The sequence below is a fragment of the Massilia sp. IC2-476 genome, from assembly GCF_020707295.1.
Classification (GTDB): Bacteria; Pseudomonadota; Gammaproteobacteria; order Burkholderiales; family Burkholderiaceae_D; genus Telluria.
In genome coordinates this window covers 802,041-827,374 of sequence record NZ_JAJFER010000002.1, presented here as the reverse complement: position 1 = coordinate 827,374, position 25,334 = coordinate 802,041, and the positions used below count along the sequence as shown (strand labels likewise).

Sequence of the window (25,334 nt, the reverse complement as noted above, 5' to 3'; positions counted from 1 at the left end):
AATTTTGCATTTGCTTACCGAATTAACGCAAGGGATACGGCAGATTGACAAGCATTAGCAGACTGCCAAGCCGATCCCTGGCGATTTACTTCGGCCGGCGCTGCCTGACGCCCTCCAACTGCTCGCACAGCAGTGCCGCGCCCTCGATGGTACGCGGCCCCGGCCGGGTCAGCAGTTCGCCGTTTACTTTCAGCAGATTGCCGCGCTTGACGGCCGTCATCGTCTTGTACGGCTCCCACAGCTTCAGGCCCGGGTTGGCGGGATCGATGCGCTTGCCCGCCATGATCGCTTCCGGGTCGGCCGCTAGCACCGCTTCCAGACTGACTTCCGGCGCCACCACTTTGAGCGCGCCGAACACGTTGCGTCCGCCGCAGACGCGGATCGCATCGCTGGCGATCTGGGCGTCGTTGAGGGTGTACAGCGGCTGGTCCCAGATCTGGTAGAACACCGTCACAGGCGCGCGGCCTGCGTAACGCCCTTCCAGCGCGGCCAGCCTGGTGCGCAGCGCCGTGGCTGCCCCGGTGGCGGTAGGCCCCGTGCCCAGCAGCTGGCCGAGGCGCTCGACGTTGTCGGCCACCTGGGCCAGTCGGCGCGGCTCGCTGTGGAAGACCGGCACACCCAGCGTTTCGAGCTGGGCGATCTGGCGCGCCGTGTTCCCGCTGTGCCAGACCACGATCAGGTCGGGCTTCAGGGCCAGCACCCGCTCCATGTCGATCACGCTGTTGCTGCCCACCAGCGGGATCTTCTTTGCCGCTTCCGGGTAGTCGCTGTAGTTCATGGCGCCGACTACCTGCTTCCCACCGCCGGCGGCGAACAGCAGCTCGGTGGCGTGCGGCGCCATCGAGATGACGCGGCGCGCCGGCTGCTGCACCGTGACGCGGCGGCCGGCGTCGTCGACCACGGTCACCGCGGCCTGCACACTGCCGGCCGCCAGGGCCAGCAGTGCTGCTGCGTAAGCCAGTCGCGCGCGCATCAGAAATCGTAGCGCAGCGACAGCTTCAGCTGGCGGCCATCGCTCGGATAGATGCCCGAGCGGCAGCCGAAGGCGTTGCTGTAGTACTGGCGGTCGGCCAGGTTGAGCGCGCTGAAGGCCGCTTCCCAGCCGCCCACGCGGTACGCGTAGCGGGCGTCGAGCGTCGTGTAGGACGGGATGCGCGCGCCGCAGCTGTTGGTGAAGTCGCTGCCGTAGCGCTGGCTGTCGACCCACTGGGCGCCGAGGTCGGCGTTGTGGCCGCCGCGGGTCCAGCCCAGGCGCGCGGTAACGACGTTCTTCGGCACCAGCACCATCTCGCGGCCGGCGTTCGGGCCGGCGGTAAATTCGGCGTCCACGCGCTGCCACTGGGCCGTGAGGCGCAGGTCCTGGCTCAGGGCGTACTGGCCTTCCACCTCGACGCCCTGGCGGCGGGTCGGGTCGAGGTTGGTGTTGGCGCCCCAGCCGATGGTCGGGTCGTAGAAGATCTCGTTTTCCAGGCGGTGGCGGAACAGGCGCGCGCTCAGCTGGCGGCCGGCCGGGCCCGCGGTCACGCCCAGTTCGAGGTCGCGCGAGGTCTGCGGCGCCAGCACTTCGGGACCGGCACGCAGGCTGTTCTCGTCGACGTTGGCGATGCGGTAGCTGCGGCCTGCCCTGGCGAAGGTCGTCACCCCGGGCAGCACATCGAAGCTGCCCTCGACCGACCAGGCGTTGATCGACTGCTTGCGGTGCTCGTTCACCACCGGCGGGAAGGCCAGCGGGTCCGAGTAGTCCTTGATGAAGCGCTCGTGGCGGCCGCCGATGGCCAGGCGCGCGTTATGTGGAGCATTCCACAGGATTTCATTGCGCAGGTAAACCGCCTTCGAATCCTGCTCGGCGTCGCCCAGCGAAAAATCGGAGCTGGTCTGGCGCTCCCAGCGCACCAGGTCGATGCCCGCAACCAGTTCGTTGCGCTTGTCGCCGAAGCTGGCGGTGTGGCGCAGGCGCGGCGAGAACTGGGTCTGGCGCGCGTCATAGGCCGAACGCGACGCCACCTTCGTGCCGCCCATCATGTAGAAGTAGTTGGCCTCGACCTCGCGCTCGCGGCGCGACAGCTCGGCGGCCAGCTCGAGGCCGCCGATGCGGTGCTCGACGAAAGCGGTGATGCGGTCGGTGTCGAGGGTGCCGAAATCGTCCGGGGTCAGGGTCTGGCGCGGGATCGAGAGGAACTGGGCTTCGCTAAGCGAACCAGGGAAGCGCGCGTCCTGTTCCGAGCGTTCGAAGCGCAGGCCGGCACGGCCGGCGCCGTAGTTGTACTGCACGCCGCCGCTGGCGGTCTGCTGCTTGAAGTCGCTGTTCTTGCGGTAGTTGTCGGTGCGGCGGTCGGCCACAACGACGTCCACGGTCAGCGGACCGGCGCCGTGGCTGAGCGAAGCACGCAGGTCGCGCGCGCTGAAGCGCCCTGCTTCGGCAAACAGCGAACCGTGGGTGCCGTCCTGGGCGCCGCGACGCGTGATGATGTTGATCACGCCGCCGGTCGCGCCTTCGCCGTACAGCACGCTGCTGCCGCCACGCTGGATCTCGATGCGCTCGACGGTATCGACCGGGATGCTCGACAGGACCGCGTTCGCCAGTTCATTCTCGTTCAGGCGCACGCCGTCGACCAGGATCACCAGGTTCTGGGCGCTGTTTGAGCCGAAGCCGCGCAGGTCGAGCGCGAAGTCGGGCGAGGCGTCCAGGCTCTGGCGCCCGTAGACGCCGCCGATCTTGCGGATCGCGGCATTCACGTCGGTGGCGCCGGCGCGGCGGATATCCTCGGCGGTGATGACGGTGGCGCCGATCGGCGCGGTGGCGGCCTGCGCCGGGAAGCGCGCGCCGGTGACGACGATCGAAGGCAGCGCTTCCTGGGCGAGAGCGTTGGCGGCAAGGACGGACAGCGACAGAGCGCAGGCCAGCGCGAGCGGCTTCATGGCCGGCGCGCTGCGTGGAACGGCAGCAAAATTCATGTTGGATGTTCTCGGTAATGGCACCGGCCCGCGTCCCCGCAGGCCGGAGTTCAACGGAAGCGCCTTGGCACTCCCACCTGTCTGGCCGGTATCCGGGCTTGCAAGACGAACCGCTCCACCTTCCTATGCGTTGGCACAGTGGTTTTCGGAGCGACCTGTCATCGTTATGAGGACGATGACGCTTGTTGACCGTTGCGGGGGCAGCACACCTCGGCGCGGACGCGTAGCGACCTTGCCTCGTGTTTCCCGTTTAACTGCGCATGAGCAGAAGCATGCGCGGGCACCAGAACCCCGAGATTATAACCTGACAAGCTTTTCGGGTATTTCGTCGCCAAATCCGGGCTTCTATCCGAAGCGCTTGGAAATTAGCCAAGCTTCTCGATATAGTCGCGCTCATACCAAAACGACATCGACAGGGAGTCTTGCATGAGGATACAAGGAAGCCGGCACCGCTTGCGCGGGCTGCTTGTCGCGGCATTGCTGGTCGCCGGCGGCACGGCGGCCTGGTTCGCCCAGGCGGACGCACCGCTTGACGTGGCTGCACCTCTACTCGACGGCATCGCACTGGCCGCACCCGACGCCGCCGCTGTCAGCGTCCCCAGCAGCCCGGGAGCATGGGGCGGCATCCGCGGCGGCGACCAGCCGACGCTGTCGGACCGGGTGGTGAGCTACCGCATCGCCGCGACGCTCGACCCGGATAAGCACGTCGTCACCGGACGGCAAGCGCTCACCTGGCGCAACCGCAGCGCGGTCCCGGTGCGCAGCGTCTACCTGCACCTCTACATGAACGCCTTCGAAGGCGAAGGCAGCACCTTCTTCACCGAGCAGCGTCGGCGCGGTGAGGGATTCCGGAGCGGCGTCGGCACCGGCGATGGCGAATGGGGCCACATCGCCCTGCGCAGCGTGAGCCAGGGCGGGAGCAGCGTGCCATGGCGCTTCGTCCAGCCCGACAAGGGGCCGTCCACCGACCACACGGTGGTGCGCCTGGACCTGCCGGCGGCGGTGGCGCCCGGCGCCTCCACCACGCTCGACATGGCCTTCAGCACCCAGCTGCCGCGCGTGATCGCGCGCACCGGCTACTTCGACAGCTTCCACCTGGTGGCGCAATGGTTCCCCAAGATCGCGGTGCTGGAACTGCCGGGTGAACGCGGGGCGACCGCGCCGCGCTGGAACGCGCACGAATTCCACATGGAGTCCGAGTTCTACGCCGACTTCGGCAGCTACGACGTGAGCCTTACCGTTCCCAAGGGCTATACGGTGGGCGCCACCGGCGAGCTGCAGGGGCCGCCCGTCGAGAAGAACGGCATGCTGACGCACCGCTACGTACAGCACGACGTGCACGATTTCGCCTGGACCGCGGACCGCCGCAGCGCCAAGCCGCTGGTGGAAACCTGGACCGGCCCGGGCAGCCCGACCGTCAGGGTCGAGGTGATCTATCCGCCCGAATACGAAGCCAGCGCCAGGCCGGCGATGAAGGCGGCCAAGGATGCGCTGGCCTATTTTTCGCGCACGCTCGGCCCCTACCCCTACCGCACGCTCACCGTCGTGATCCCGCCCTACAACGCGGAAGAAGCCGGCGGCATGGAGTACCCCACCTTTGTTACCGCCTCCGGTTATGCCGAGGTGGCGCCGAAGTCGCTGTCCGCATTCGAGCTCGACGCCGTGACCGTCCATGAATTCGGGCATGGCTACTTCTACGGCATCCTGGCCAGCAACGAGTTCGAAGAACCGATGCTCGACGAGGGCCTGAACGAATTCTGGAGCAACCGGATGCTGCGCGGGCGCGGCCAGATGATCCATCCGGCCCCGGGCTGGCTGAAGCGCATCGGGGTCGATCCGGCCTTCGCTCCTTTCGACTTCATCCGCCTCGCTTCGCCGCGCGACCGGCCTGCCGATGCGCCCGGCGCCAACGCCTGGCAGCGCCTGCAGGGTATCGGCCCGGTCTACAACCGCAGCGCCCTCGTCATGCGCGACCTGGAACAGCGGATCGGCAGCGAGGCGATGGAGCGCGGCTTCAAGGAATACTACCGCCGCTGGAAGTTCCGCCATCCGAGCATCGCCGACCTGCGCGAAGCCCTGGCCGACGGCAGCGGCGAACGCGCCGCCGTCGAAGAAGTCTTTGCCCAGCAGGTCTATGCGACGGCCCGGGTCGACGACAAGGTCTTTAAGCTGACCAGCGAAGAAGAACTGCCGCCGGCAGGCACCCGGCTTGAGGGCGGCCGGCGACTGGAGGAGACGCAGGCGGCGGTCAACAGGCGCGTTGCGAAGCTGCGCGAAGACTGGAAGAAGGCCAATCCGGGAGCAAAGGAAGGCAGCGGCCCCTTCCCCTGGCGCACCGAAGTCACCGTGCGCCGCGACGGCGCCAGCGTGCCGCAGACGCTGGTGGTGCGCTTCGCCGACGGCAGCAGCGAAACAGTCGAGTGGCGCGCGGCTTCGCCCGCGGAAAAATGGCGCAGCTTCAGCTGGGTCAAGCCGGCGCGCGCCGTGTCGGCCGAGATCGACCCGCGCCGCAGCCACTACCTCGACGTCAACAAGCTCGACGACAGCCGCAGCATCACTCCCGACCGCGGCGCATCCACCCGCTGGAGCAGCGACGCGGCCGCGTTCATCCAACTGATCCTGTCTTTCCTGGCCACCGTATGACGACCACTACCGCTCCCCTGGCGCCGCAGGCGGCGTCCGTTTCCCCTGCCGCCACCCGTGGCAGCCTCCTGCGGGCACTGCGCCCTGCCCGGCAATGGCGCCTGATGCTGCTCTGGCTGGTGGCCCTGCTGCTGCCGACACTCGCGGCCGCGCTGCCGGTCTGGGTGATGCTGGGCGATGCGCTCGATCGCACAGTCGGCGCCCCCGCGCTGGCGCGGCGCCTCGACCTGGTGGCCATCACCGACATCATGAGCCTGCACAGCCAGCACGCCTCTGCGCTGGCCGGCGGCGGCACCGTGGCGCTGGTCTTGACGCTGCTGCTGTCGCCGCTGCTCACTGGCGCCGCCATCACCGCGGCGCGCGCTCCAGCGCCGCCCGGCTTCGCGGCCCTGGCGGCCGGCGGCGTGCACGAATACGGACGCCTGCTGCGCATGCTGCTGTGGGCCGTCGTGCCGCTCGGCGTCGCCGGCTTCCTGGGCGCGATCGCGGGCGGCGCCGCCGACGAACACGCGGCCAGCAGTGTGCTTGCATCATCGGCAGGCGATGCCGCGCTTGGGGCGGTCCTGGTGACCGGCCTGCTCCTGCTGCTGGCCCACGCCACGCTCGACGCCGGCCGCGCCGTGCTGGCGCTCGACCGCCGCCGCAAGTCGGCGGTGCTGGCCTGGTGCGACGGCCTGGGAGTGCTGGCGCGCCGTCCGCTGGCCGCCTTCGGCCTCTGGTTCGGCATCACCCTGGGCGGGCTGGCGCTGGCGGCGGCGCTGGCAGTGGCGCGCCTGAACGTGCCGGCGCTGGGCGTGGGCAGCTTCCTCGGCGGCCTGCTGCTGACCCAGCTCGCCGTGCTGGCGCTGGCCTGGATGCGCTGCGCGCGCCTGTTCGCCCTGATGGAAGTGGCGAGAAGCGGCGCCGCACGCTGAATCGCGCCATCGGCTACCATGGGTGCGTCCACGTATCGACGGAGCACCCATGCGCCTCCCTACTTATTTCGTATCGCACGGCGGCGGCCCCTGGCCCTGGATGAAGGACCAGTACGGTCCTGCCTATGCCGAGCTGGAAGCCTCGCTGGTAGGCATTCGCCAGGCACATGGCGAGGCCGTGCGCGCGGTGCTGGTCGTGACCAGCCACTGGGAGACGCCGGGCTTCATGGTGTCATCCGGCGGCGCGCCCGGCATGATCTACGACTATGGCGGCTTCCCGCCGCATACCTACCAGGTGCAGTACCCGGCGCCCGGCAACCCGGCGCTGGCGCAGCGTGTCGCCGCCCTGCTCGGGGCTGGCGGCCATCCGGTCGGGCTCGATGCGGAGCGCGGCTTCGACCACGGGACCTTCTCGATGCTGTACCCGGTGTATCCGGAAGCGCGCATGCCGGTGGTGCAGCTGTCGCTGCGGCGCGACCTCGATCCGCAGGCCCACATCGAGGCCGGCCGTGCGCTGGCGCCGCTGCGTGACGAAGGGGTGCTGATCCTGGGCAGCGGCCTTTCCTTTCACAACCTGCGCCAGTTCGGCCCAAGCGGAGCTGCGGCCTCCAAGGCCTTCGACGGCTGGCTGCAGCAGACGATGACGCTGGCGCCGCCCGAACGCACAGCGGCGCTGCTGCGCTGGGAAACCGCGCCCATGGCACGCGCCGCGCATCCGCGCGAAGAGCACCTGTTGCCGCTGATGGTGGCGCTCGGCGCTGCCGAACAGGAGCCGGCGGCGTGCGTGTATCACGAGGAGGATTTTTTTGGGTCCTTGACCGTTTCGAGTTTCCGCTTCGGGGGTTCGTAGGGTGGGCGGGTTTTCCCGCCCACGCGGTCAACTGAAGGTGCTGTCCCCCGCGCGGCAATTCAGTCGCTAACGATCACCGCGTGGGCGGAGAATCCGCCCACCCTACAACAGCGTTCAGGTTTCGTGGTGTGGTCGGGTTCAGGTCCCGCGCTTGCCGCGCATCGCCTCTTCCGCCTTCAGCGCAGCCTTCTCTTCGGCGATGCGCGCCTTTTCCGCCATCTCGGCGGCATGGCGCGCCAGCGCCGCAGTACGCGTTTCCGGCGTCTCGAGGCTGATCCGTCCCAGCGCGCCGGTGCGGTAGTCGTGCAACAGCACGTGCGCCGCCTTTTCGTAGTCGAACTCGCCGCCGCGCACGCGGAAACCGCGGCGCTGGGCCACGTGCTCGATCACGGCGATGCCGTCCAGGCCCTCGGTCTTGAAGCCGTAGCGCGCGCTCAGGAGCTGCGGGTAGCGCTCGAGCAGCAGGTTGGCGAGGAATTCCGCCACTTCTTCTTCGATCAGCGCGTTCGAGCCGACCGCGTGGCTCGCCGCCAGCATCAGGCCGTCGCTCGCCATCGCGATCTTCGGCCACAGCATGCCGGGGGTGTCGACCAGCACGATGTGCTTGCCGAGATAGAGCTTCTGCTGGGTCTTGGTCACGGCCGGCTCGTCACCCACCTTGGCCACGCGCTTTTTCAGCAGCGCGTTCATCAGCGTCGATTTGCCGACGTTCGGGATCCCCATGATCATGATGCGCAGCGGCTTGGTCGGCACGCCGCGGTGCGGCGCCAGCGACTGGCAAATGTCGGGGATGCGCGCCACGTCGGCCGGCTTCTTGGTCGTCATCGGGTAGGCGGTCACGCCTTCCTGGGCGTCGTAGAAGGCCTTCCAGGCCGCCGTGGCCGCTGGGTCGGCCAGGTCGATCTTGTTCAGGATTTTCAGGCAGGGACGCTGGCGGAACTTGCGCAGCTCCTCCACCAGCGGGTTGCAGCTGGCCTCGGGCAGGCGGGCGTCGAGGACTTCGATCACCAGGTCGGTGTTCTCCATCTGCTCGGCGGCTTCCTTCTTGGCCGCGTTCATGTGCCCCGGGAACCATTGAATGGACATGCTTGTGCTCTCTTTATCTTCGATCAGGGCGCTATTTTACGCTGCTGGCGGGCGCGCGAAGAAACAGACCGCCCGGATCGACCGGCCTGTTGATGCAGTGCAACGCATTTGTGCGGCGCCGGCACACACTGAAATTTTCGCCCGGAGAATCACATGCATCAGCTACCGAAGACATCGCTGGGACGCTGGGTCGCGTTCGGCATGCTGTGCGCCATGGTCGGCGCCGCCTGCCTGGTCGAACGCTTCCCGCTGCTCCAAGGCTGAAATCGCTTACTACGGGACCGGCGCACAGGCACTGGCCGGCAGCGGCTGGCCGGGGTCGAAAGCGGACAGCTGGGCGCGCGCGGCATTGCGGTCTTTCTCGTACTCGGTGAGGTAGCGCGCCCGCTCCTCGCTTTCCCACTCGGCGTCCGACACCCGCGTCAATCCCTGCATGCGGCTGGCGAACACCCGTCCTTCCAGGCGCGGCAGCAGCAGGCGGTCCGGGTCCACGTTCTCGCGCAGCAGGTAGCCGTCGACGTCGCGCAGCCGCAGGGGCAGCGCGGGCTTTTCGTCGGTCAGCAGCTTGCCGAACACGGTCAGTTTCACCTCGCGCGTCCCTACCGCGAGCACGTCGTTGAAGCTCGCCAGCGCGAAAGGCCGGCCGCCCGCATCGTCGACCCGGCCCGTGATCACGTAGCGGCCGGGCTGGCGCACTTCGAGGCCGAGGTAGAACTGGAGCGATCCACCTTCCACCGCTTCGCGCACCTGGCCGGTCCAGCTGGCCGGCAGCACGGGCGTGTGGATCACGTCGAACAGGACGAAGCCGCTGCGCCCGCCGGCCGTGTAGCGCACCTCGGTGCGGATGGTGCCGTGAAAGCCGGCCAGGCCGGTCTGGGCGGGCGCCAGCACGCCGGCGTAGGCCTGGTCGCCGGCCACCGGGTCGGCCCCGCCGCCATCATCGGCAAAGGACAGGGCCACCTGCGGCGTGGGCCGGCTTCCGCCGTAGGTCATGCCCTGCGCCACCGCGCGCGTGACCACCAGCGGCACGGTTTCACCCTGCGGCGTCACCGCGCGCAGCGAGAAGGCGACCGACTCGCCGGCGGCCAGGTAGACGCGCGACTGCGAGGTCTGCAGGAATACATTGGTGTTGCTGCCGCCTCCTTCGACCCGCATCGGGTTCATCTCGGTGACGGGCTGGTTGGGCTGCATCTGGTCCGTGTTCTGCGCGGCCGGACGCGACTCCACCGGGTATTTGCTGCCTTCGCGGTAGCTGCAATAGGTGTGGTCGGTGAGCTGGACGTTCTCGAGCAGCTGGCGGCGGCGCTCGGCGCGCTCATCGGGAATCGCCAGCCCGCTCTTGGTGGGCACCTGGCCGAAGAACTGCGGCCCGGCCGGCGCTTGGCTGGCGGTGGCCGTGGGCGGCGCGGCGTCCTCGCCGCGCCCGAACCACAGGGCGAGCGCGACGCAGAGCGCCACGCCCGCGGCGATCAGGGGTCTCGTGTACCTAGAGGGCACTGTTCACCACGGCGCTGCGCACGACGCCGACGATGCCGCCCCAGTTGCCGTTGGCGTAGTGGTTGTAGGCTTCGCTGTCGTCACGGAAGACCACCGAGTGGTAGCTCCACTTGGTGCTGCCGCCCTCGTTGGCCGCAGTGCCGAGCGTCAGGTCGTTGCAGAACCAGTCGCTCGGGTTGCAGTAGGACCCGCCAGAGCTGCCCGCCACGCCGCCGGTGCTGTGGTAGGCGACGGCTTCGTCGTCCTGGCCGGGCAGGATGCCGGAATAGGCCGTGCCCTTGGCGGCGGCGTACATGTAGAACCAGACGTTGCGGGTGGTGTTGTGGTTGTACATGGCGCGCGCGGTACTCGTCTTCAGGTCCTGCACCAGCGGTTCGGAGGTGGTCCAGGAGCCGGCGTCCGACAGTTCCGAGCCGCCGCCCGCGCCGGACGCGGCGCGCACCCACTTGATGTTCCAGCCGGTCTGCGAGCTGCCGTCGCTGTTGCCGCATACGCCGGTACTGCCCGGGCTGGCGTTCTTCTTGAGGCGCGCCGAGCCGCCGTAGTTGGCAAGCGTGTAGCCCATCATCAGGTCACCTGCGCTGTGGGTGACGACATAGCACCAGTTGCTGCCGGTGCAGAAGCAGTCGAGGGCGTCGCGCACCCGGCCGCTCTGCGAAGCGATGCTGCTGCGGCCGTCCCAGTTGACGGCCTTCTTGTTGACGCCGGCCGCCGTGGTGGACGGGCCCCAGTAGGTGAAGTCATTGTAGTTGCCGATGGCCCCGCCGCCGGTGCGGCCGTTGATCCAGAGGGTGTAGTTGGCGGCGGACGCCCAGCCCGTCGACAAAAGCAGGCACAGCGCACACAGAATGCGGATTGCTTTCACTGTCGTCTCCTATCTCATTGTGTACCGTATGCATATACGGCTGAGTTCGACACTACGCCCGACATGGGGGCGTGTCAAACCACACACTTCAGGAGTGTTGCGAAGCCGCCCGCCCCCGTTTCACTGGGCCGTACTCACCACCGCATTCCGGACCACGCCGACGATGCCGGCCCAGTTGCCGCGGGCGTAGTGGTCGTAGTCTTCGCCATCGTCGCGGAAGGCCACCGCGTGGTAGTTCCACTTGACGCTGCCGCCCTGGTTGGGCTCGGTGCCGAGCCGCAGGTCATTGCAGAACCAGTCGCCCGGATTGCACAGCGAGCGGCCGGAACTGCCGGCCACGCCGCCTGCGCTGTGGTAGGCCACCACTTCGTCGTCCTGCCCGGGCAGCGCGAAGGAATACAGCGTGCCCCTGGCGCCGGCGTACATGTAGAACCAGATATTGCGGGTGACGTTGTGGTTGTACATGGCGCGCGCGGTCGAGGTCTTGAGGTCCTGCACCAGCGGCTCGGAGGTGGTCCAGGCGCCGATGTCCGACAGCTCGCTGCCGCCGGCCGCACCCGCTGCGGCGCGCACCCACTTGATGTTCCAGCCGGCCTGGGTGCCGCTGCCGTTGGTGGGGCTGTTGCCGCATACGCCGGCCGCGTTCGGGCTGGCGTTCTTCTTCTGGCGGATGGTGCCGCCGTAGTTGGCCAGCGTATACCCCGTCAGGAGGTCGCCGGCGCTGTAGGTGACGAGGTAGCACCAGTTGTCACCGGTGCAGAAGCAGTCGAGCGCGTCGCGTACCCTGCCGCTCTGCGAGGCGATGCTGCTGCGCCCATCCCAGTTGACGGCCTGCTTGTTGACCCCGGCCAGCACCGAGGACGGACCCCAGTAGCTGAAGTCGCGGTAGTTGCCGGGCGTCCCGTCGGGGCCGCTGCCCGCGCGGCCGTTGATCCAGAGCGTGTAGTTGGCGGCGGCTGCCATGCCTGACACCAGGAACAGGCACAGCGCAAGCAGGGTGCGGAAGGGTCTCACGGCCGTCTCCTCGATGGATGAGTAATGAAACCTTAGATGCGCGCGGACGCGCCGCGTTCCCTGCCGCAGCGCGCCTATTCCAGGTCGGCCAGCACCTTCAGGTGGGCCACCACGCTGCGCCCCAGCGCCGACAGCGCGTAGCCGCCCTCCAGGCAGCTGACGATGCGCCCTCCGGCGTACTGGCGGGCCACGGCGACGATCTGGCGCGTGATCCAGGCGTAGTCGGCCTCGACCAGGCCGATGCCGCCCATGTCGTCCTCGCGGTGGCCGTCGAAGCCGGCCGACACGAAGATCATCTGTGGCCGGTGCGCGTGCAGCGCGGGCAGCCACAGGTCCTGCACCAGCTTGCGAACGGCCTCGCCGTCCGCGAGGGCGGGCACCGGCACGTTGACACTGGTGGCGGTGATCGGCTCCGGGTCGCAGTAAGGATAGAAAGGATGCTGGAACAGGCTCACCATCAGCACCCGCGGGTCGTGGCGGAAGGCGTCTGCAGTGCCGTTGCCGTGGTGGACGTCGAAGTCGACGATGGCCACGCGCTCCAGCCCGTGCACGTCCAGCGCATGGCGCGCGGCGATGGCGACGTTATTGAAAAAGCAAAAGCCCATCGGTTCGGTCGGCGTGGCGTGGTGGCCGGGTGGGCGCACCGAGCAGAAGGCGTTGTCGACCTCGCCCGCGATCACGGCGTCGGTGGCCGCCACGGCGGCGCCGGCCGCGCGCAGCGCCGCCTGGTAGCTGTGGTGGCACAGGATGGTGTCGCCATCGAGCGGATAGTAGTCGCCGGCGGCCGGCACGTTGTCGCGCACCAGCGCCACCGCGCCCGGACTGTGGTTGCGCAGGACGTCGGCCAGGTCGGCCAGGGGCGCGCTGCGCTGCTCGAGCAAGCCATCCAGGCGTGCCAGGATCAGCTGGTCGTCGATCGCCTGCAGACGCGCCGGCGACTCCGGGTGCCAGTCGCCCATCTCGTGCCGCAGGCAGTCGGCGTGGCTGTAGATTGCTGTACTCATCGTTCTCGCTTGTGTCCCTGCTCATCCATCGCACACCTTCGGGGCCGTTCTCGCATAGAATCGATCCCATGGTTTGTTGCCGACGGAGTATGAAGCTTGCCAATGGCGCTAATCTACCATGGGAGCCTACTTAGTCGCACCGAACAGTTCACCGGAACCCCAACCATGTTCAATCAATTGCATGCCGCCGCACGCCAGGTCAGCCAGGTCGTGGTCGGCAAGGACCAGCAGGTCCGCCTCGCCATCACCTGCCTGCTGGCCGGCGGCCACCTGCTGCTGGAAGACCTGCCCGGCGTGGGCAAGACCACGCTGGCGCACGCGCTGGCGATCTCGCTCGGCCTGAAATTCAACCGCGTCCAGTTCACCAGCGACCTGCTGCCGGCCGACGTGGCCGGCATTTCGGTGTACGAGCGCGAAAAGAACGACTTCGTGTTCCACCCGGGCCCGATCTTCACCCAGGTGCTGCTGGCCGACGAGATCAACCGCGCCACGCCCAAGACCCAGTCCGGCCTGCTGGAGGCGATGGAAGAGCGCCAGGTGAGCGCCGACGGCGTCACCCGCCCCCTGCCGGAACCCTTCTTCGTGATCGCGACTCAGAACCCGGCCAACCAGGTCGGCACCTTCCCGCTGCCCGAGTCCCAGCTCGACCGCTTCCTGATGTGCCTCTCGCTGGGCTACCCGGACGCCGCTGCCGAGCGAGCCCTCCTGATGGGCGAAGACCGGCGCGCCATGCTGCGCGCCCTGCAGCCGGCGATGCAGCCGGAGGAGCTGGCCCAGGCCCAGCGCGCGCTGAAGGAGATCCACGCCTCGCCGGCCCTGGTCACCTACGTGCAGGCGCTGGCCCAGGCCTCGCGCCAGAACGGCATGTTCGCCGAAGGCCTGTCGCCGCGCGCCGCGATCGCCCTGCTCCAGGCCGGCCGCGCCTGGGCCGCGCTCGAGGGACGCGACCACGTGATCCCCGAAGACATCCAGGCGGTGCTGGTGCCGGTCTGCGCGCACCGCCTGCGCCCGCTCAAGGCAGCGCACGGCGCGGCGCTGGCCAGCCGCGACCTGGTGCTGCAGTTGCAGAAATCGGTCCCGGTCTGAGCTCGATGGGATTCCGCGGTTGGGTCAGGCGCACCACCGGCAACTGGCTGCCGCGCCGCGGCACGCTTGATGCCGGCGAAGTGGTGCTGAGCCAGCGCCGCGTGTTCATCCTGCCCACCCGCGCCGGGATCGGCTTTGCCCTGCTGTTGCTGGTGCTCTTGATCGGCTCCATCAACTACAGCCTCGGCCTGGGCTTCGCGCTGACCTTCCTCGCGCTGTCCTGCGCGCTGGTGGACATGGTCTTCACCTACCGTAACCTGGCCCACCTGGCCCTGCAGCAGGGCCGGGTGCCGACCGTGTTCGCCGGCCAGGAGGCGCAGTTCGAGCTGCACGTCGCCAACCGCAGCGCGCTGGCGCGCTACGGCGTCTGGATCGACTTCGCCGACATCAAGGAGCCGCGCCACGCCACCGACATCGCCGCCCACGGCAGCGCCAGCGTGCTGCTTGGCGTGGCAACCACTGCGCGCGGCTGGCTGCAGCTCGAGCGCGTGGTGCTCTCCACCCGCTTTCCGCTTGGCCTGTTCCGCGCCTGGAGCTACTGGCGTCCCGCCACCCGCGCGCTGGTCTATCCGCGCCCGGAAGAAGGCGCGCCGCCGCTGCCGGTGTCGGGCAACGCCGTCGGCAGCGGCCGCGCTGCCGGCAACGACGATTTCGCCGGCGTGCGCAGCTACCAGGCGGGCGACTCGCCGCGCCAGCTGGCCTGGCGCCAGATTGCCCGGCTCGACCCGGCGCTCGGCGGCCAGCTCGTCACCAAGCATTTCGAAGGCGGCGTGGGCGACGAGCTGGTGCTCGACTTCGCCCAGCTGCCCGCGCATCTCGACCTCGAGCTGCGCCTGTCGCGCATGACGCGCTGGGTGCTCGACGCCGAGCAGCGCGCCCTGCCCTATGCCTTCCGCCTGGGCGGCATCCGGCATGACGCCGGCAACGGCGCGGCGCACCAGGCGGCCTGCCTGCGCGCGCTGGCGCTGTACGGTATCGGGGACGCGGCATGAGCGCATTGCGAAGCGCCCTGCGTTCCCTGCCGCGCGACAAGTCCGACACCCTGCTCCTGCTGGGCAGCGCACTGCTGGTGCTGGCGCCGCACGTGAGCCACCTGCCGCTGTGGGTGACGCTGCTGTGCGCCGCCACCCTGCTATGGCGCGCCGTGATCACCCTGCGCGGCAAGCGCATGCCTTCGACCATGGTGCTGCTGCCGATCGCAGCCGGCGCGATGGCCGGCATCCAGGTCAGCTACCAGACCCTGCTCGGGCGCGACGCGGGCGTGGCCATGCTGGTGCTGCTGGTCGCCTTCAAGATGCTGGAGATGCACGCACGGCGCGACCTGTATGTCGTGATCTTCCTGTGCTTCTTCCTGGTGCTGACCAACTTCTTCTACGCGCAGGGCATCGGCACCGCGCTGCTGATGGTGGTGGCGGTGCTGGCTCTGTTGACCACCCAGCTCTCGTTCCAGTTCACGGGCGCGGTGCCGCAGCTGAGGGCGCGCGCGGGCATGGCGGCGAAGATGCTGCTGTTCGCCGCGCCGCTCGCGGTGGCGCTGTTCTTCGTGTTCCCGCGTCTCGGCAGCCCGCTGTGGGGCATGCCTGGCGCGGGCGGCAACAGCGGCGGCAAGTCGGGCCTGTCCGACCGCATGGCGCCGGGCCAGATGTCGAACCTGGCGATGTCGGACGAACCGGCCTTCCGGGTACGCTTCGAGGGCCAGGTGCCGCCCAAGGAGCAGCTCTACTGGCGCGGCCTGGTGCTGGACGCCTTCGACGGCCTGGCCTGGACCCGCGGCGGCTCGATTCCCACCAAGTCCGGCAACTCGCTGAGCGTGCGCGGCCAGGCGCAGCGCTACGAGATCACGCTGGAGCCGTCGGAAACGCGCTGGCTGTTCACGCTGGAGATGCCCGGCCACATGCCGGAGGTGGCGGGCTACCGCGTGCGCGCCTCGCACCAGCTCGAACTGAGCACCGTGCAGCCGCTGACGCAGCGGGTGCGCTATTCGATGATCTCGTATCCCGACTACGCGCTGGACGGCCGCACGGCGCTGGACGACCCGAGCCAGTGGCTGCTGCTGCCCTACGGCTACAACCCGAAGGCGCTGGCGGCCGGCCTGGCATTGCGCCGCGAGCCCCTGCCGGCGCGCCGCATCGAGCAGGTGCTGCGCCAGTTCCGCGAACAGCCCTACCGCTACACGCTCGAGCCGCCGCTGCTGGGCCGGCACTCGATCGACGAATTCCTGTACGGGACCCGCGCCGGCTTTTGCGAGCACTATTCCGGCGCCTTCGTGTTCCTGATGCGGGCCGCCGGCATTCCGGCGCGCGTGGTTACCGGCTACCAGGGCGGCGAACTCAATCCCATCGACGGCTACGTGACCGTGCGCCAGTCCGACGCCCACGCCTGGGCCGAAGTCTGGCTGCGCGGCCGCGGCTGGGTACGGGTCGACCCCACCGCGGCGGTGGCGCCGGAGCGGGTGCAACGCAACCTCTCGGCCGCGGTCGATCCGCCGGCGCCCTTCGGCATCGACGCGCTGCGCGGCATGTCGCTGTTCGATGGCGACGGCAAGGCGCTGCTGGGACGCCTGCGCGACGCAATCGGCGCCGTCAACAATGGCTGGAACCAGTGGATACTCAACTACACGCCGGAACGCCAGCGCAGCTTCATGCAAAGCCTGCAATCGGGCTTCGCCAACTGGCGTATTGTCGCCTTGATCATGGCGGGCGCGGCAGTGTTGCTGCTGGCGAGAATTTTGTATCTCCGCAGGGAAATTGATCCTATCGAGGCGGTATACTCCTCCCTATGCAAGCGCCTTGCCCACCTGGGCCTGGCACGCGCAGCGGACGAAGGGCCCACCGCCTATGCGGCCCGGATCGCGGCCACGCAGCAGCTGGCGCCGCCATCACGCGAAGCCGCCGCCGAGATCTTGCGCCGCTACAGCGCCTGGCGCTATGCGCCGCCCCAGCCCGCGCCGGCCCCGCATGGCCGCCAGCTGGCCGCTACCTTGAAGAGATTACTGTCGCAAGTTAGATGAAAGCTATCGTTTCTTTGTTTGCCGCGCTGGCCCTCGCTGCTGCCCCGATCGGGTACGCCGGAGCCGCCGCGAAAGATCCCCACGCCCGCAGCACCACCAAAGCCAAGGCCAAAGCCAAGAAAGAGAAGAACGGCAAGCGCGTGTCGATCAAGTCGACGCGCGTGCTGAAGGCCGCTCCGGCGGCGGCCGTCATCGACTACGACGGCGAGCACCACAACTTCCTCGAATGGCAGGGCGTGCGCTCCTTTATCGACGAGATGGTGGCGCGGCAGGGTTTCGAGCGCAGCTATCTCGAAGGCCTGTTCGGCCAGGCGCGCTTCATCGATTCGGCCGTGCAGCTGGTCAAGCCGGCCCCGCCGGGCAAGCCGAAGAACTGGCAGGCCTACCGCGAGCGCTTCATCGAGCCGATCCGCATCGCCGCCGGCGTGCGCTTCTGGAACGAGAATGCCGAAGCGCTGGCGCGCGCCGAAGCGGCCTATGGCGTGCCGGCCGAGATCATCGTCGGCATCATCGGCGTCGAGACCATCTACGGCCGCGACACCGGGAAGTTCCGCGTGCTCGACACCCTGGCGACGCTCGCTTTCGCCTATCCGGAAACGCCGAACCGCGACAGCCGCATGGCCTTCTTCCGCAGCGAACTGTCGAACACCCTGATCTTCGCACGCGAGCACAAGGTGGAACCGTTCTCGCTGCTGGGCTCCTTTGCCGGCGCCGTCGGCATGCCGCAATTCATGCCGGGCAATATCCTGAAATATGGCGTGGACTTCAATAACGATGGCCAGATCGACCTGCGCACTTCGGCGGAAGATGCGATCGGCAGCGTGGCCAATTTCCTGATCCAGCATGGCTGGAAGCCGGAACACCGTGGCAGCCCGGCCATCCCGGCGGACGTCTCGCCCAACCGTGCCTGGGAACCCCTGCTCGAGCGCGGCCTGGCGGCGACCTTGCGTCCGGAAGAACTGCGCGCCGCGGGCGTGGAACCCACTGCCGCGCTGCCGGCCGAGCGCCTGTACGGCCTGATCGACCTGCAGAACGGCGCCGAGGCAACCGAGTACTGGGTCGCCAACGATAACTTCTTTGCCATCACCAAGTACAACCGCAGTTATTTCTATGCCATGTCGGTGATTGAGCTGGGCAAGGCTGTGCGGGCCTCGCGCGGCGGTTGAGCATTGCCGGGCGGGAAATTTTGTATCGAGTTGTAACGGGTTTTCCGCGTTTAGGGCTCTGCGGAGCCCTGTTCCCCTCCTGATACTCCCCCGGGGTATCCTTCGCTTTCTTGCAGATTCTCTGCAGAAACATCCCTCCTGCTGCCATACCCCCACTTTTCTTGGCATTCTGTCAGCGTTTTTCATACCGTGCGGCATCAAAGCCTGCTTGGGCTTACACTGGCGCTTAACCAAAAAACAATTATTATTTCCGTGAGTTTGTGAGAGAATTGCATTGCAGCTATTGTTGCGATGAGACAACAATACTGATGAAGTTAATCTGATTTTTATTGCTATCGAGTATCAGATTAGAAATTAGTTGTACAATTGAATAGAAAATTACGAAATACCGAACCTTGGAGCCGAGCGCCGCATGGGGCTCCGTCCAACCCAAAATAGGATATTGAATCATGACCAACCAAGTCGGCATTGATATGAACAGCGATTCGGAGTCCGATGAACTCCTGCAGTACAACCCGAATCGCCTGCTCGACACCCTGATCGAGAACCTGCGCCTGAAGAACGACGCAGCCCTGTCGCGCGCCCTGGAAGTGGCGCCGCCGGTGATTTCGAAGATCCGCCACCACCGCCTGCCGGTCGGCGCATCGCTGTTGATCCGCATGCACGAAGTCAGCGACCTGTCGATCCGCGACCTGCGCTACCTCATGGGCGACCGTCGCGCCAAGTTCCGCATCAGCGACAAGCAGTTCAAGCCGAAAGAAGGCGCCGCCCCGAAAGAGGCGTAATCCTGCAGGGGCCGCGCGCCCCAGTGGACGCGGGCGCCGCGCAGGCGCCGATGCACGCTTCGCGCTTCTTGCGCGTTTCCAGGCTGCGTCCCGAGAGTTGCAGAAAGTAAAAAGCCATCCGTCAGGATGGCTTTTTGTTTTAGGGCTCTGGCCGGCTCAGGCCGGGAACACACCCGTCGACAGGTAGCGGTCGCCCCGGTCGCACACGATGAACACGATGGTCGCGTTCTCCACCGTCTGCGAGATGCGCAGCGCCACTTCGCAGGCGCCGGCCGCCGAGATGCCGCAGAAGATGCCCTCTTCGGCTGCCAGGCGTCGCGCCATCTGCTCGGCCGCGGCCTGGCTCACCGGTTCGACCTGGTCGACGCGTGCCTTGTCGTAGATCTTCGGCAGGTAGGCTTCCGGCCACTTGCGGATACCGGGGATCGAGGAGCCCTCTTCCGGCTGGGCGCCGATGATGCGGACCGCCTCGTTCTGTTCCTTCAGGTAGCGCGACACGCCCATGATGGTGCCGGTGGTGCCCATGGCGCTGACGAAATGGGTGATGCGGCCTTCGGTGTCGCGCCAGATTTCCGGCCCGGTGCTCTCGTAGTGGGCGCGCGGGTTGTCGCCGTTGGCGAACTGGTCGAGGATGATGCCCTCGCCGTTCTTCTGCATCTGCTCGGCCATGTCGCGCGCGTATTCCATGCCGCCCGACTTCGGCGTCAGGATGATCTGGGCGCCGTAGGCCGCCATGCTCTGGCGGCGCTCGATCGACAGGTTGTCCGGCATCAGCAGCACCATCTTGTAGCCGCGGATGGCGGCGGCCATCGCCAGCGCGATGCCCGTGTTGCCGCTGGTGGCTTCGATCAGGGTGTCGCCCGGCTTGATCTGGCCGCGCTCCTCGGCGCCGCGCAGCATCGACATGGCGGCGCGGTCTTTCACCGAGCCGGCCGGGTTGTTGCCTTCGAGCTTGCCGAGGATGATGTTGTTGCGGGCGGCAGCATCCGCGCCGGGCAGGCGCACAAGCTGCACCAGCGGGGTATTGCCGATCGTGTCTTCAATGGTCTTGTAAGCCATTCCTTGCTCTTTCGCGATTTCTCAAACCGCTATTCTAATCCGGTCCGCAAGGTGGCGTATTTGTCGGGGCCTCTTGTAGGGTGGTGCGGCTCTACCCGGCAGCATGAACAGCCATCAGCGCTGACGCCGCCCACGCGTTCAACGCCCGTTCGAGCAGACGCTTCCGCTGCTCGAATCGTGCCTGAACGCGTGGGCGGCGTTCACGTCGACGATGAATCGACGCGCGCGGTGTAGCCGCACCACCCTACAAAAATCAGCGCTGCGGCAGCGGATAGGTCGCGACGCTGACGTTGCCGTCCTTGTCGACCGCCTGCACGCCGAAGAACACATTGTCCTTCGACAGATCGACCGTGGCCTCGGTGACCTTGCCGACCCACTTGGCGCCCTGCCAGTCGGACGCGGTGGTATCGCGCCAGACGATGCGGTAGCCGGCAACGTCCGGTTCCGGATTCGCCTGCCACACCAGGGTCGAATCGTTGGTCAGCTTGTCGGTGCGCAGCTTGACGTTCTGCGGCGCAGCGGGGGCCAGCGCCAGCGAGGCCAGCGTCGCGCCGTTCACGCGCGCCACCTTGGCGATGTAGTCGTAGTCATTAAAATCCACCAGGTCGCCGTACACCTTGCCGTTTTCGGTACGCAGGTCCTGGTGCTGGTGCGCGAAGTCCTCGGCCGGCTCGGTGAAGCGCAGCGCGGCGTAGCCCTGCTCCAGGAAGGGCATGTGGTCGCCGCCGCGCAGGTAGCGGTCGGCGCGGTGGATCACCGACACCTTGAAGCCCTTCACGTAGCGCTCGCCCTGCTCCTTGGTGTGGCGGGCCAGCTGGCGCGAGAGCGAATCGCTGTCGCCGCCGGTGGACACCAGCTGGCGCACGGTCTCGCTCATTTCCTTGGTGGCCGGGATGCTCTGCGCAAACAGGCGCACCTGCTTGTTGTCGACCGTGCCCTTGTCCGAACGCGAGCTGCCGATGATGTCGTTGGTGAACATGCCGGCCACGTTCAGGTTGTTCTTGCGGGCCTGCTCGGCCCAGTGACGCGCGCCCAGCAGGCCCTGCTCTTCCGCGGCCACGGTCATGAACACCAGCGTCGCGTCGAACTTGTACTTGGCCATGACGCAGGCCAGTTCCATCACAGCCGCGGTGCCGGAGGCGTCATCGTTAGCGCCAGGGGCGTCGGCGGTGTAGTTCATCACGTCGCTGACGCGCGAATCGTAGTGGCCGCTGACCACGTACAGGCGGTCCTTCGAGGCGTCCTGGGTGCCCGGCAGCGTGGCGACCACGTTGACGATCTCGGTCGGGCGCGAGATGCGCGCCGAGACCGGGGCGATGTGGCTGTCGAACGCGACCTGCAGCGGGGTGCCCGCGCCGCAGCGTTCCAGTTCGCTCTTGATCCAGCGGCGGGCGGCGCCGATGCCGCGGGTCTCGGACTCGGTTTCCGACATCGTGTGGCGGGTGCCGAAGCTGACCAGCTTGTCGACATAGGCCTGGATGCGCTTGGGCGAGACCTCGGCGACGATCTTGCTGATCTGGGCTTGCTGGCGCTTCAGGTCCGGGCTGGCCGGGGTAGCCTGGGCGCTTGGTGCGGCGGCAGCGGAACCAGCAGCGGCGGCCAGCAGCGCGGCCAGCAGGGAGGAAGAAATGCGGGCGTGAGGCATGAGTACCTTTCTAGTCGTGGTGTGCGAAATGACATGCACATCTTCTCATGCGGATTGCTTGGTGTCAGTCAATACATGGTGTAAGGTATCGCCACCCATCCCTTGATGAAAGTACATCCATGTCCGAACACCGAATCTTCGGGACACCGTTCGCCAAGGTGTATCCGATGTATATAAAAAAAGTGGAAACGAAGGGTCGGACGAAGGAAGAGCTGGACCGGATCATCTGCTGGCTGACGGGATACGACCAGGCCGGACTGCAGCAGCAGATCGAACTGAACGCCACCTTCAGGGACTTCTTCGACGGGGCGCCGGCCTTCCACCCGAATGCAGCGCTGATCAAGGGCGTCGTGTGCGGCATCCGTGTCGAGGACATCGAGGATCCCCTGATGCAGAAACTGCGCTACCTGGACAAGCTGGTCGACGAGCTGGCGAAAGGAAAGGCCATGGACAAGATCCTGCGTCAATCTCCAGCCTGAACGAGGCCTGCGGCTTTGAGCCTGAATGAAAAACCCGCGTCGCCGCGGGTTTTTTTCGCCTTACATCGCCGCCTTCTGCTCGGCCGGCGCCGCCTTCTTGTCCGTCTTGGCCGCCGTCTTGTCCTTCGCCGGCTTGGCAGCCGCCGCTTCCATCGGCTTCCCATTCACGGTCAGCCCGGCTTCCGACAGCTTCATGGCCTTCTTGCCCTTGACGCCCTTGATGCGGTCCTGGAAGTCGGCCCAGTCCTTGAACTCGCCCTTGGCGCGCTCGTCGAGGATCATCTTCGACATGCTCGGGCCCACACCCTTGACGCCGTCCAGCGCGGCCGCGTCGGCCTTGTTGACGTCGACCTGGGCAAAGGCGATACCGGTCGAGGCGACCAGTGCGGCAACGGCAAGCATCAGTTTCTTGATCATTGATTGTTCTCCGTAGGTTCGCTAAATGGACGGCGGCGCCATCCATCCAGCACTAACGGGGCCCACCGGCTGTCGTTGACGAGCTCGGTTTGATCAAGATCAAGCGGGGAACAGTTCCTCGCGGGTGACGGTCGCCGTGCCCAGCTTGCCGACCACGATGCCGCCGGCGCGGTTGGCGGTGGCCAGGGCCGCATCCAGCGGTGCGCCGGCACCCAGCATCGCGGCCAGGGTGGCGATCACGGTGTCGCCCGCGCCCGAGACGTCGAACACTTCGCGCGCGTCGGCGTGCACGTGCAGCACCTCGTTCTCGCTGTACAGGCTCATGCCCTCTTCCGAGCGCGTCACCAGCAGGGCCGTCAGGCCCAGCTCGGCGCGCAGGCGCTGCGCCTTTTCGGTCAGCTGCGCTTCGGTCTTCCAGCCGCCAACGACGCGCTGCAGTTCCGAGCGGTTCGGGGTCAGGATGCTGGCGCCGCGGTAGGGCGTGAAATCGTCGCCCTTGGGGTCGACCAGCACGATCTTGCCGGCTGCGCGCGCTTCCTTGACCATCTCGGCCACGTTCGCCAGCGCGCCCTTGTTGTAGTCGGACAGGATCACCACGTCATAGCTTGGCAGCAGCGCGCGGAACTGGTCGAGCTTCTCGACCAGGACGGTCTCGGTCGGCGCATCTTCGAAGTCGATGCGCACCATCTGCTGCTGGCGGCCGATGACGCGCAGCTTTATGATGGTCGAGATCGCATCGTCGCGCTTGAGGTAACTGTGAATGCGCGATTCGCGCAGCAGCTTTTCCACTTCCTCGCCGGCTTCGTCCTGGCCGGTCACGCCCAGCAGGCCGGTGTGGGCGCCCAGCGCGGCGGCGTTGCGCGCCACGTTGGCGGCGCCGCCCAGGCGTTCTTCGCGGCGCTCGATGCGCACCACCGGCACCGGGGCTTCCGGCGAGATGCGCGAGACCTCGCCGAACCAGTAGCGGTCGAGCATGACGTCGCCCACCACGAGCAGGCGCACACTGGAAAGGTCGGGGGCCGCCTGCAGGCGGAAGCTGTCTGCCGCCAGCAGGCGGCTTGGGGTCATGTCGTTCATTAATTCATCACGTTCAGTTCTTCGGTACGGCGCGGCGGGTAGGTCTCCCAGCGACTGCAGCCCGGGCACTGCCAGTAGAACTGGCGCGCCTTGAAGCCGCACTGGCTGCACTGGTAGCGCGCCAGCTTCTGGGTGTAGCGCTGCACCAGGTTCTTCACCATCGACAGTTCTTCCCAGACATGGGCCGGGGCGTCCATCAGGCGCGCCTCGAGCAGCTTGTCCAGGCCCAGCAGGGTCGGATTGCGGCGCAGTTCCTCGACCACCAGCTGTTTGGCAGCTTCCACGCCGTCGAGTTCGATCACGGCCTTGAACACCACCTCGATCAGGTCAATGGACGAAGCTTCGGCCAGGTAGGAGCGCAGCAGGTTGACGCCTTCCTGCGGCCGGCCGACCTTGCGGTAGCCGTCCATCAGGCGTCCGGCCACCAGGGCCACGTGCGGCACGCTCTGGTGCTCGACGCGGCGCCATGTCATGATGGCCGCCTCGGTGTCGCCCTGGGCCAGCTGGGCGTCGCCAATCAGGATGGTGGCGCGCACGCTGGAGCGGTCGGCCTGCAGGGCCTTGTCCAGCAGCTGCATGGCGTCGCTCGGCTGCAGGTGCACAAGGGCGTCCTGCGCCAGCTCGCAATAGAACTGGGCGATTTCCTTCTGGCGCGCACCGGCGCCGGACTCCTGCAGGCCGACGGCCACGTCGATCGCGCGGCGCCATTCTTTTTCGCGCTGGTAGATCTCGAGCAGCGCGCGCCGGGCCTGTACCTCGAAGGGGGTGTCGACCAGCAGGTTGAAGGTTTCCTCGGCGCGGTCGAGCAGGCCGGCCTTCAGGTAGTCCATGCCAAGCTCGTACTGGGCGTGGGCCTTTTGCTCAAGCGGCAGGTCCGGACGCGCCAGCAGGTTCTGGTGGACGCGGATGGCGCGCTCGGTCTCGCCGCGGCGGCGGAACAGGTTACCGAGAGCGAAGTGCATGTCGGCCGATTCCGGATCGAGCTTGACGATCTCGATGAAGGAATCGATCGCCTTGTCCGGCTGGTCGTTGAGCAGGTGGTTCAGGCCCTTGAAGTAGCCGCGCGGCAGGGTGCGCGATTCGGAGACCAGTTCGTTGATGTCGACGCGGGCGGCGATCCAGCCGAGGCCGAAGAAGAATGGGATGCCGAGCAGCATCCAGATTTCGAATTCCATGTGTTCTTGTTGTTTGAGGCGCTCAGAAGAGCTTATTGGGCCAGTTTTTGCGCCGGGTTCACGGCATCGGGCGTCGGCTGGGCGCTGCCGGTACCGGCGGCGCTCTGCAGGGCCTGGATGGTGTTCTTGTGCTGCGAGGTCTGGCGGCGCTGACGGAACACGGTCGGCGCCAGGGCCAGGATGCCGAGTGCGGCGCCGGCGATGAAGAAGGCCAGCAGCATCAGCACGAGCGGGCCGCGCAGTTCATAGTTCAGGAAGAAACGCAGGTCGACTTCCTGGGTGTTCTTCAGGGCGAAGCCGAAGAACAGGACGAACAGGACGATTCCGACGAGGGTCGAGACAAATTTCATCAGCAGTGCCCGCTGGTTGAGTGCACAAAGGCGAAGTGTCGCATATCCAACATGATATTTCAAAAGGCGGTGCAAGGTGGAGCTAACGTTGCGCCACGGAATTGGATCCCGGCCTTCGCCGGGATGACGGTCTTAGGGTTAGAGGTGAACTCAAGCAACGTCGTTCCGGCGAAGGCCGGAACCCAAGTTTGCATACGCCCCACGAATGCACGAAAAAAAAACGGCATCCCGAAGGACGCCGTTTTGGTCTGCACGCG

General features: G+C 67.2%; 22 protein-coding genes and 1 riboswitch. Of the genes, 9 read left to right on the top strand and 13 right to left on the bottom strand.

Features of this window, described 5'->3' with window-relative positions:
* Window positions 1-85: 85 nt before the first annotated feature.
* On the bottom strand, window positions 86-973 hold the full coding sequence (locus LK539_RS08570) for a cobalamin-binding protein (RefSeq protein ID WP_227800477.1): 888 nt from the start codon (window positions 971-973) through the stop codon (window positions 86-88).
* A complete protein-coding gene (locus LK539_RS08565; protein ID WP_227800476.1) occupies window positions 973-2,955 on the bottom strand; it encodes a TonB-dependent receptor in 1,983 nt (660 codons plus the stop codon). Before LK539_RS08565 ends, LK539_RS08570 begins: the two co-directional genes overlap by 1 nt.
* Window positions 2,956-3,020: 65 nt before the next feature.
* A riboswitch (cobalamin riboswitch) is annotated at window positions 3,021-3,258 on the bottom strand.
* 123 nt (window positions 3,259-3,381) lie between these two features.
* Between LK539_RS08565 and LK539_RS08560 the strand changes: the two genes are divergently transcribed.
* The 3 genes from LK539_RS08560 to LK539_RS08550 are packed head-to-tail and all read left to right on the top strand — an operon-like array spanning window position 3,382 to window position 7,362.
* On the top strand, window positions 3,382-5,598 hold the full coding sequence (locus tag LK539_RS08560; protein ID WP_227800475.1) for a M1 family metallopeptidase: 2,217 nt from the start codon (window positions 3,382-3,384) through the stop codon (window positions 5,596-5,598).
* A complete protein-coding gene (locus LK539_RS08555) occupies window positions 5,595-6,512 on the top strand; it encodes a hypothetical protein (RefSeq protein ID WP_227800474.1) in 918 nt (305 codons plus the stop codon). Before LK539_RS08560 ends, LK539_RS08555 begins: the two co-directional genes overlap by 4 nt.
* Before the next feature lie 49 nt (window positions 6,513-6,561).
* On the top strand, window positions 6,562-7,362 hold the full coding sequence (locus LK539_RS08550; protein ID WP_227800473.1) for a class III extradiol ring-cleavage dioxygenase: 801 nt from the start codon (window positions 6,562-6,564) through the stop codon (window positions 7,360-7,362).
* 138 nt (window positions 7,363-7,500) lie between these two features.
* Here LK539_RS08550 and ylqF read toward each other — a convergent pair whose 3' ends face one another.
* From ylqF to LK539_RS08525, 5 genes are all read right to left on the bottom strand, one after another.
* Complete coding sequence (ylqF, locus tag LK539_RS08545) at window positions 7,501-8,448, bottom strand: ribosome biogenesis GTPase YlqF (RefSeq protein WP_227800472.1); 948 nt, start codon at window positions 8,446-8,448, stop codon at window positions 7,501-7,503.
* 273 nt (window positions 8,449-8,721) lie between these two features.
* Entirely contained in the window at window positions 8,722-9,906 is a 1,185-nt protein-coding gene (locus LK539_RS08540; RefSeq protein WP_227800471.1) for a hypothetical protein, read from the bottom strand.
* A gap of 28 nt (window positions 9,907-9,934) precedes the next feature.
* A complete protein-coding gene (locus LK539_RS08535; RefSeq protein ID WP_227800470.1) occupies window positions 9,935-10,810 on the bottom strand; it encodes a hypothetical protein in 876 nt (291 codons plus the stop codon).
* Between the two features lie 120 nt (window positions 10,811-10,930).
* Window positions 10,931-11,824 (bottom strand): hypothetical protein, encoded by an 894-nt coding sequence (locus LK539_RS08530; RefSeq protein WP_227800469.1) that lies wholly within the window; start codon window positions 11,822-11,824, stop codon window positions 10,931-10,933.
* A 74-nt stretch (window positions 11,825-11,898) separates the two neighbouring features.
* Complete coding sequence (locus tag LK539_RS08525) at window positions 11,899-12,828, bottom strand: histone deacetylase family protein (protein ID WP_227800468.1); 930 nt, start codon at window positions 12,826-12,828, stop codon at window positions 11,899-11,901.
* Between the two features lie 165 nt (window positions 12,829-12,993).
* Between LK539_RS08525 and LK539_RS08520 the strand changes: the two genes are divergently transcribed.
* From LK539_RS08520 to LK539_RS08500, 5 genes are all read left to right on the top strand, one after another.
* Window positions 12,994-13,914 (top strand): MoxR family ATPase, encoded by a 921-nt coding sequence (locus LK539_RS08520; protein ID WP_227800467.1) that lies wholly within the window; start codon window positions 12,994-12,996, stop codon window positions 13,912-13,914.
* Between the two features lie 5 nt (window positions 13,915-13,919).
* The gene (locus LK539_RS08515; RefSeq protein WP_227800466.1) at window positions 13,920-14,906 is read left to right on the top strand and encodes a DUF58 domain-containing protein; all 987 of its coding nucleotides are present in this window, start codon (window positions 13,920-13,922) and stop codon (window positions 14,904-14,906) included.
* Window positions 14,903-16,924, top strand: coding sequence for a DUF3488 and transglutaminase-like domain-containing protein (locus tag LK539_RS08510; protein WP_227800465.1), 2,022 nt, complete (start codon window positions 14,903-14,905; stop codon window positions 16,922-16,924). The genes LK539_RS08515 and LK539_RS08510 overlap by 4 nt, the downstream gene beginning before the upstream one ends.
* A complete protein-coding gene (mltB, locus tag LK539_RS08505) occupies window positions 16,921-18,090 on the top strand; it encodes a lytic murein transglycosylase B (protein WP_227800464.1) in 1,170 nt (389 codons plus the stop codon). Before LK539_RS08510 ends, mltB begins: the two co-directional genes overlap by 4 nt.
* A gap of 449 nt (window positions 18,091-18,539) precedes the next feature.
* Window positions 18,540-18,875, top strand: a complete 336-nt coding sequence (locus LK539_RS08500; RefSeq protein WP_036216124.1) for a hypothetical protein — start codon at window positions 18,540-18,542, stop codon at window positions 18,873-18,875.
* A 156-nt stretch (window positions 18,876-19,031) separates the two neighbouring features.
* On the opposite strand, the gene cysM is transcribed toward LK539_RS08500, so the two are convergent.
* Together cysM and LK539_RS08490 are read right to left on the bottom strand one after the other, a co-directional pair.
* Entirely contained in the window at window positions 19,032-19,934 is a 903-nt protein-coding gene (cysM, locus tag LK539_RS08495; RefSeq protein ID WP_227800463.1) for a cysteine synthase CysM, read from the bottom strand.
* Window positions 19,935-20,187: 253 nt separating this feature from the next.
* Entirely contained in the window at window positions 20,188-21,579 is a 1,392-nt protein-coding gene (locus LK539_RS08490; protein ID WP_227800462.1) for a M20/M25/M40 family metallo-hydrolase, read from the bottom strand.
* A gap of 119 nt (window positions 21,580-21,698) precedes the next feature.
* On the opposite strand from LK539_RS08490, the gene LK539_RS08485 reads away from it, so the two are divergent.
* Window positions 21,699-22,058, top strand: a complete 360-nt coding sequence (locus LK539_RS08485) for a DUF2200 domain-containing protein (protein WP_227800461.1) — start codon at window positions 21,699-21,701, stop codon at window positions 22,056-22,058.
* A gap of 60 nt (window positions 22,059-22,118) precedes the next feature.
* Here LK539_RS08485 and LK539_RS08480 read toward each other — a convergent pair whose 3' ends face one another.
* The 4 genes from LK539_RS08480 to LK539_RS08465 all read right to left on the bottom strand — a co-directional run bounded on the left by LK539_RS08480 (window position 22,119) and on the right by LK539_RS08465 (window position 25,077).
* A complete protein-coding gene (locus LK539_RS08480; protein WP_227800460.1) occupies window positions 22,119-22,475 on the bottom strand; it encodes a helix-hairpin-helix domain-containing protein in 357 nt (118 codons plus the stop codon).
* Between the two features lie 99 nt (window positions 22,476-22,574).
* On the bottom strand, window positions 22,575-23,552 hold the full coding sequence (rfaE1, locus tag LK539_RS08475; protein ID WP_227800459.1) for a D-glycero-beta-D-manno-heptose-7-phosphate kinase: 978 nt from the start codon (window positions 23,550-23,552) through the stop codon (window positions 22,575-22,577).
* A complete protein-coding gene (gene lapB, locus LK539_RS08470; RefSeq protein ID WP_227800458.1) occupies window positions 23,552-24,727 on the bottom strand; it encodes a lipopolysaccharide assembly protein LapB in 1,176 nt (391 codons plus the stop codon). The genes rfaE1 and lapB overlap by 1 nt, the downstream gene beginning before the upstream one ends.
* A gap of 32 nt (window positions 24,728-24,759) precedes the next feature.
* Window positions 24,760-25,077, bottom strand: a complete 318-nt coding sequence (locus LK539_RS08465; protein ID WP_227800457.1) for a lipopolysaccharide assembly LapA domain-containing protein — start codon at window positions 25,075-25,077, stop codon at window positions 24,760-24,762.
* Between the last annotated feature and the right edge of the window lie 257 nt (window positions 25,078-25,334).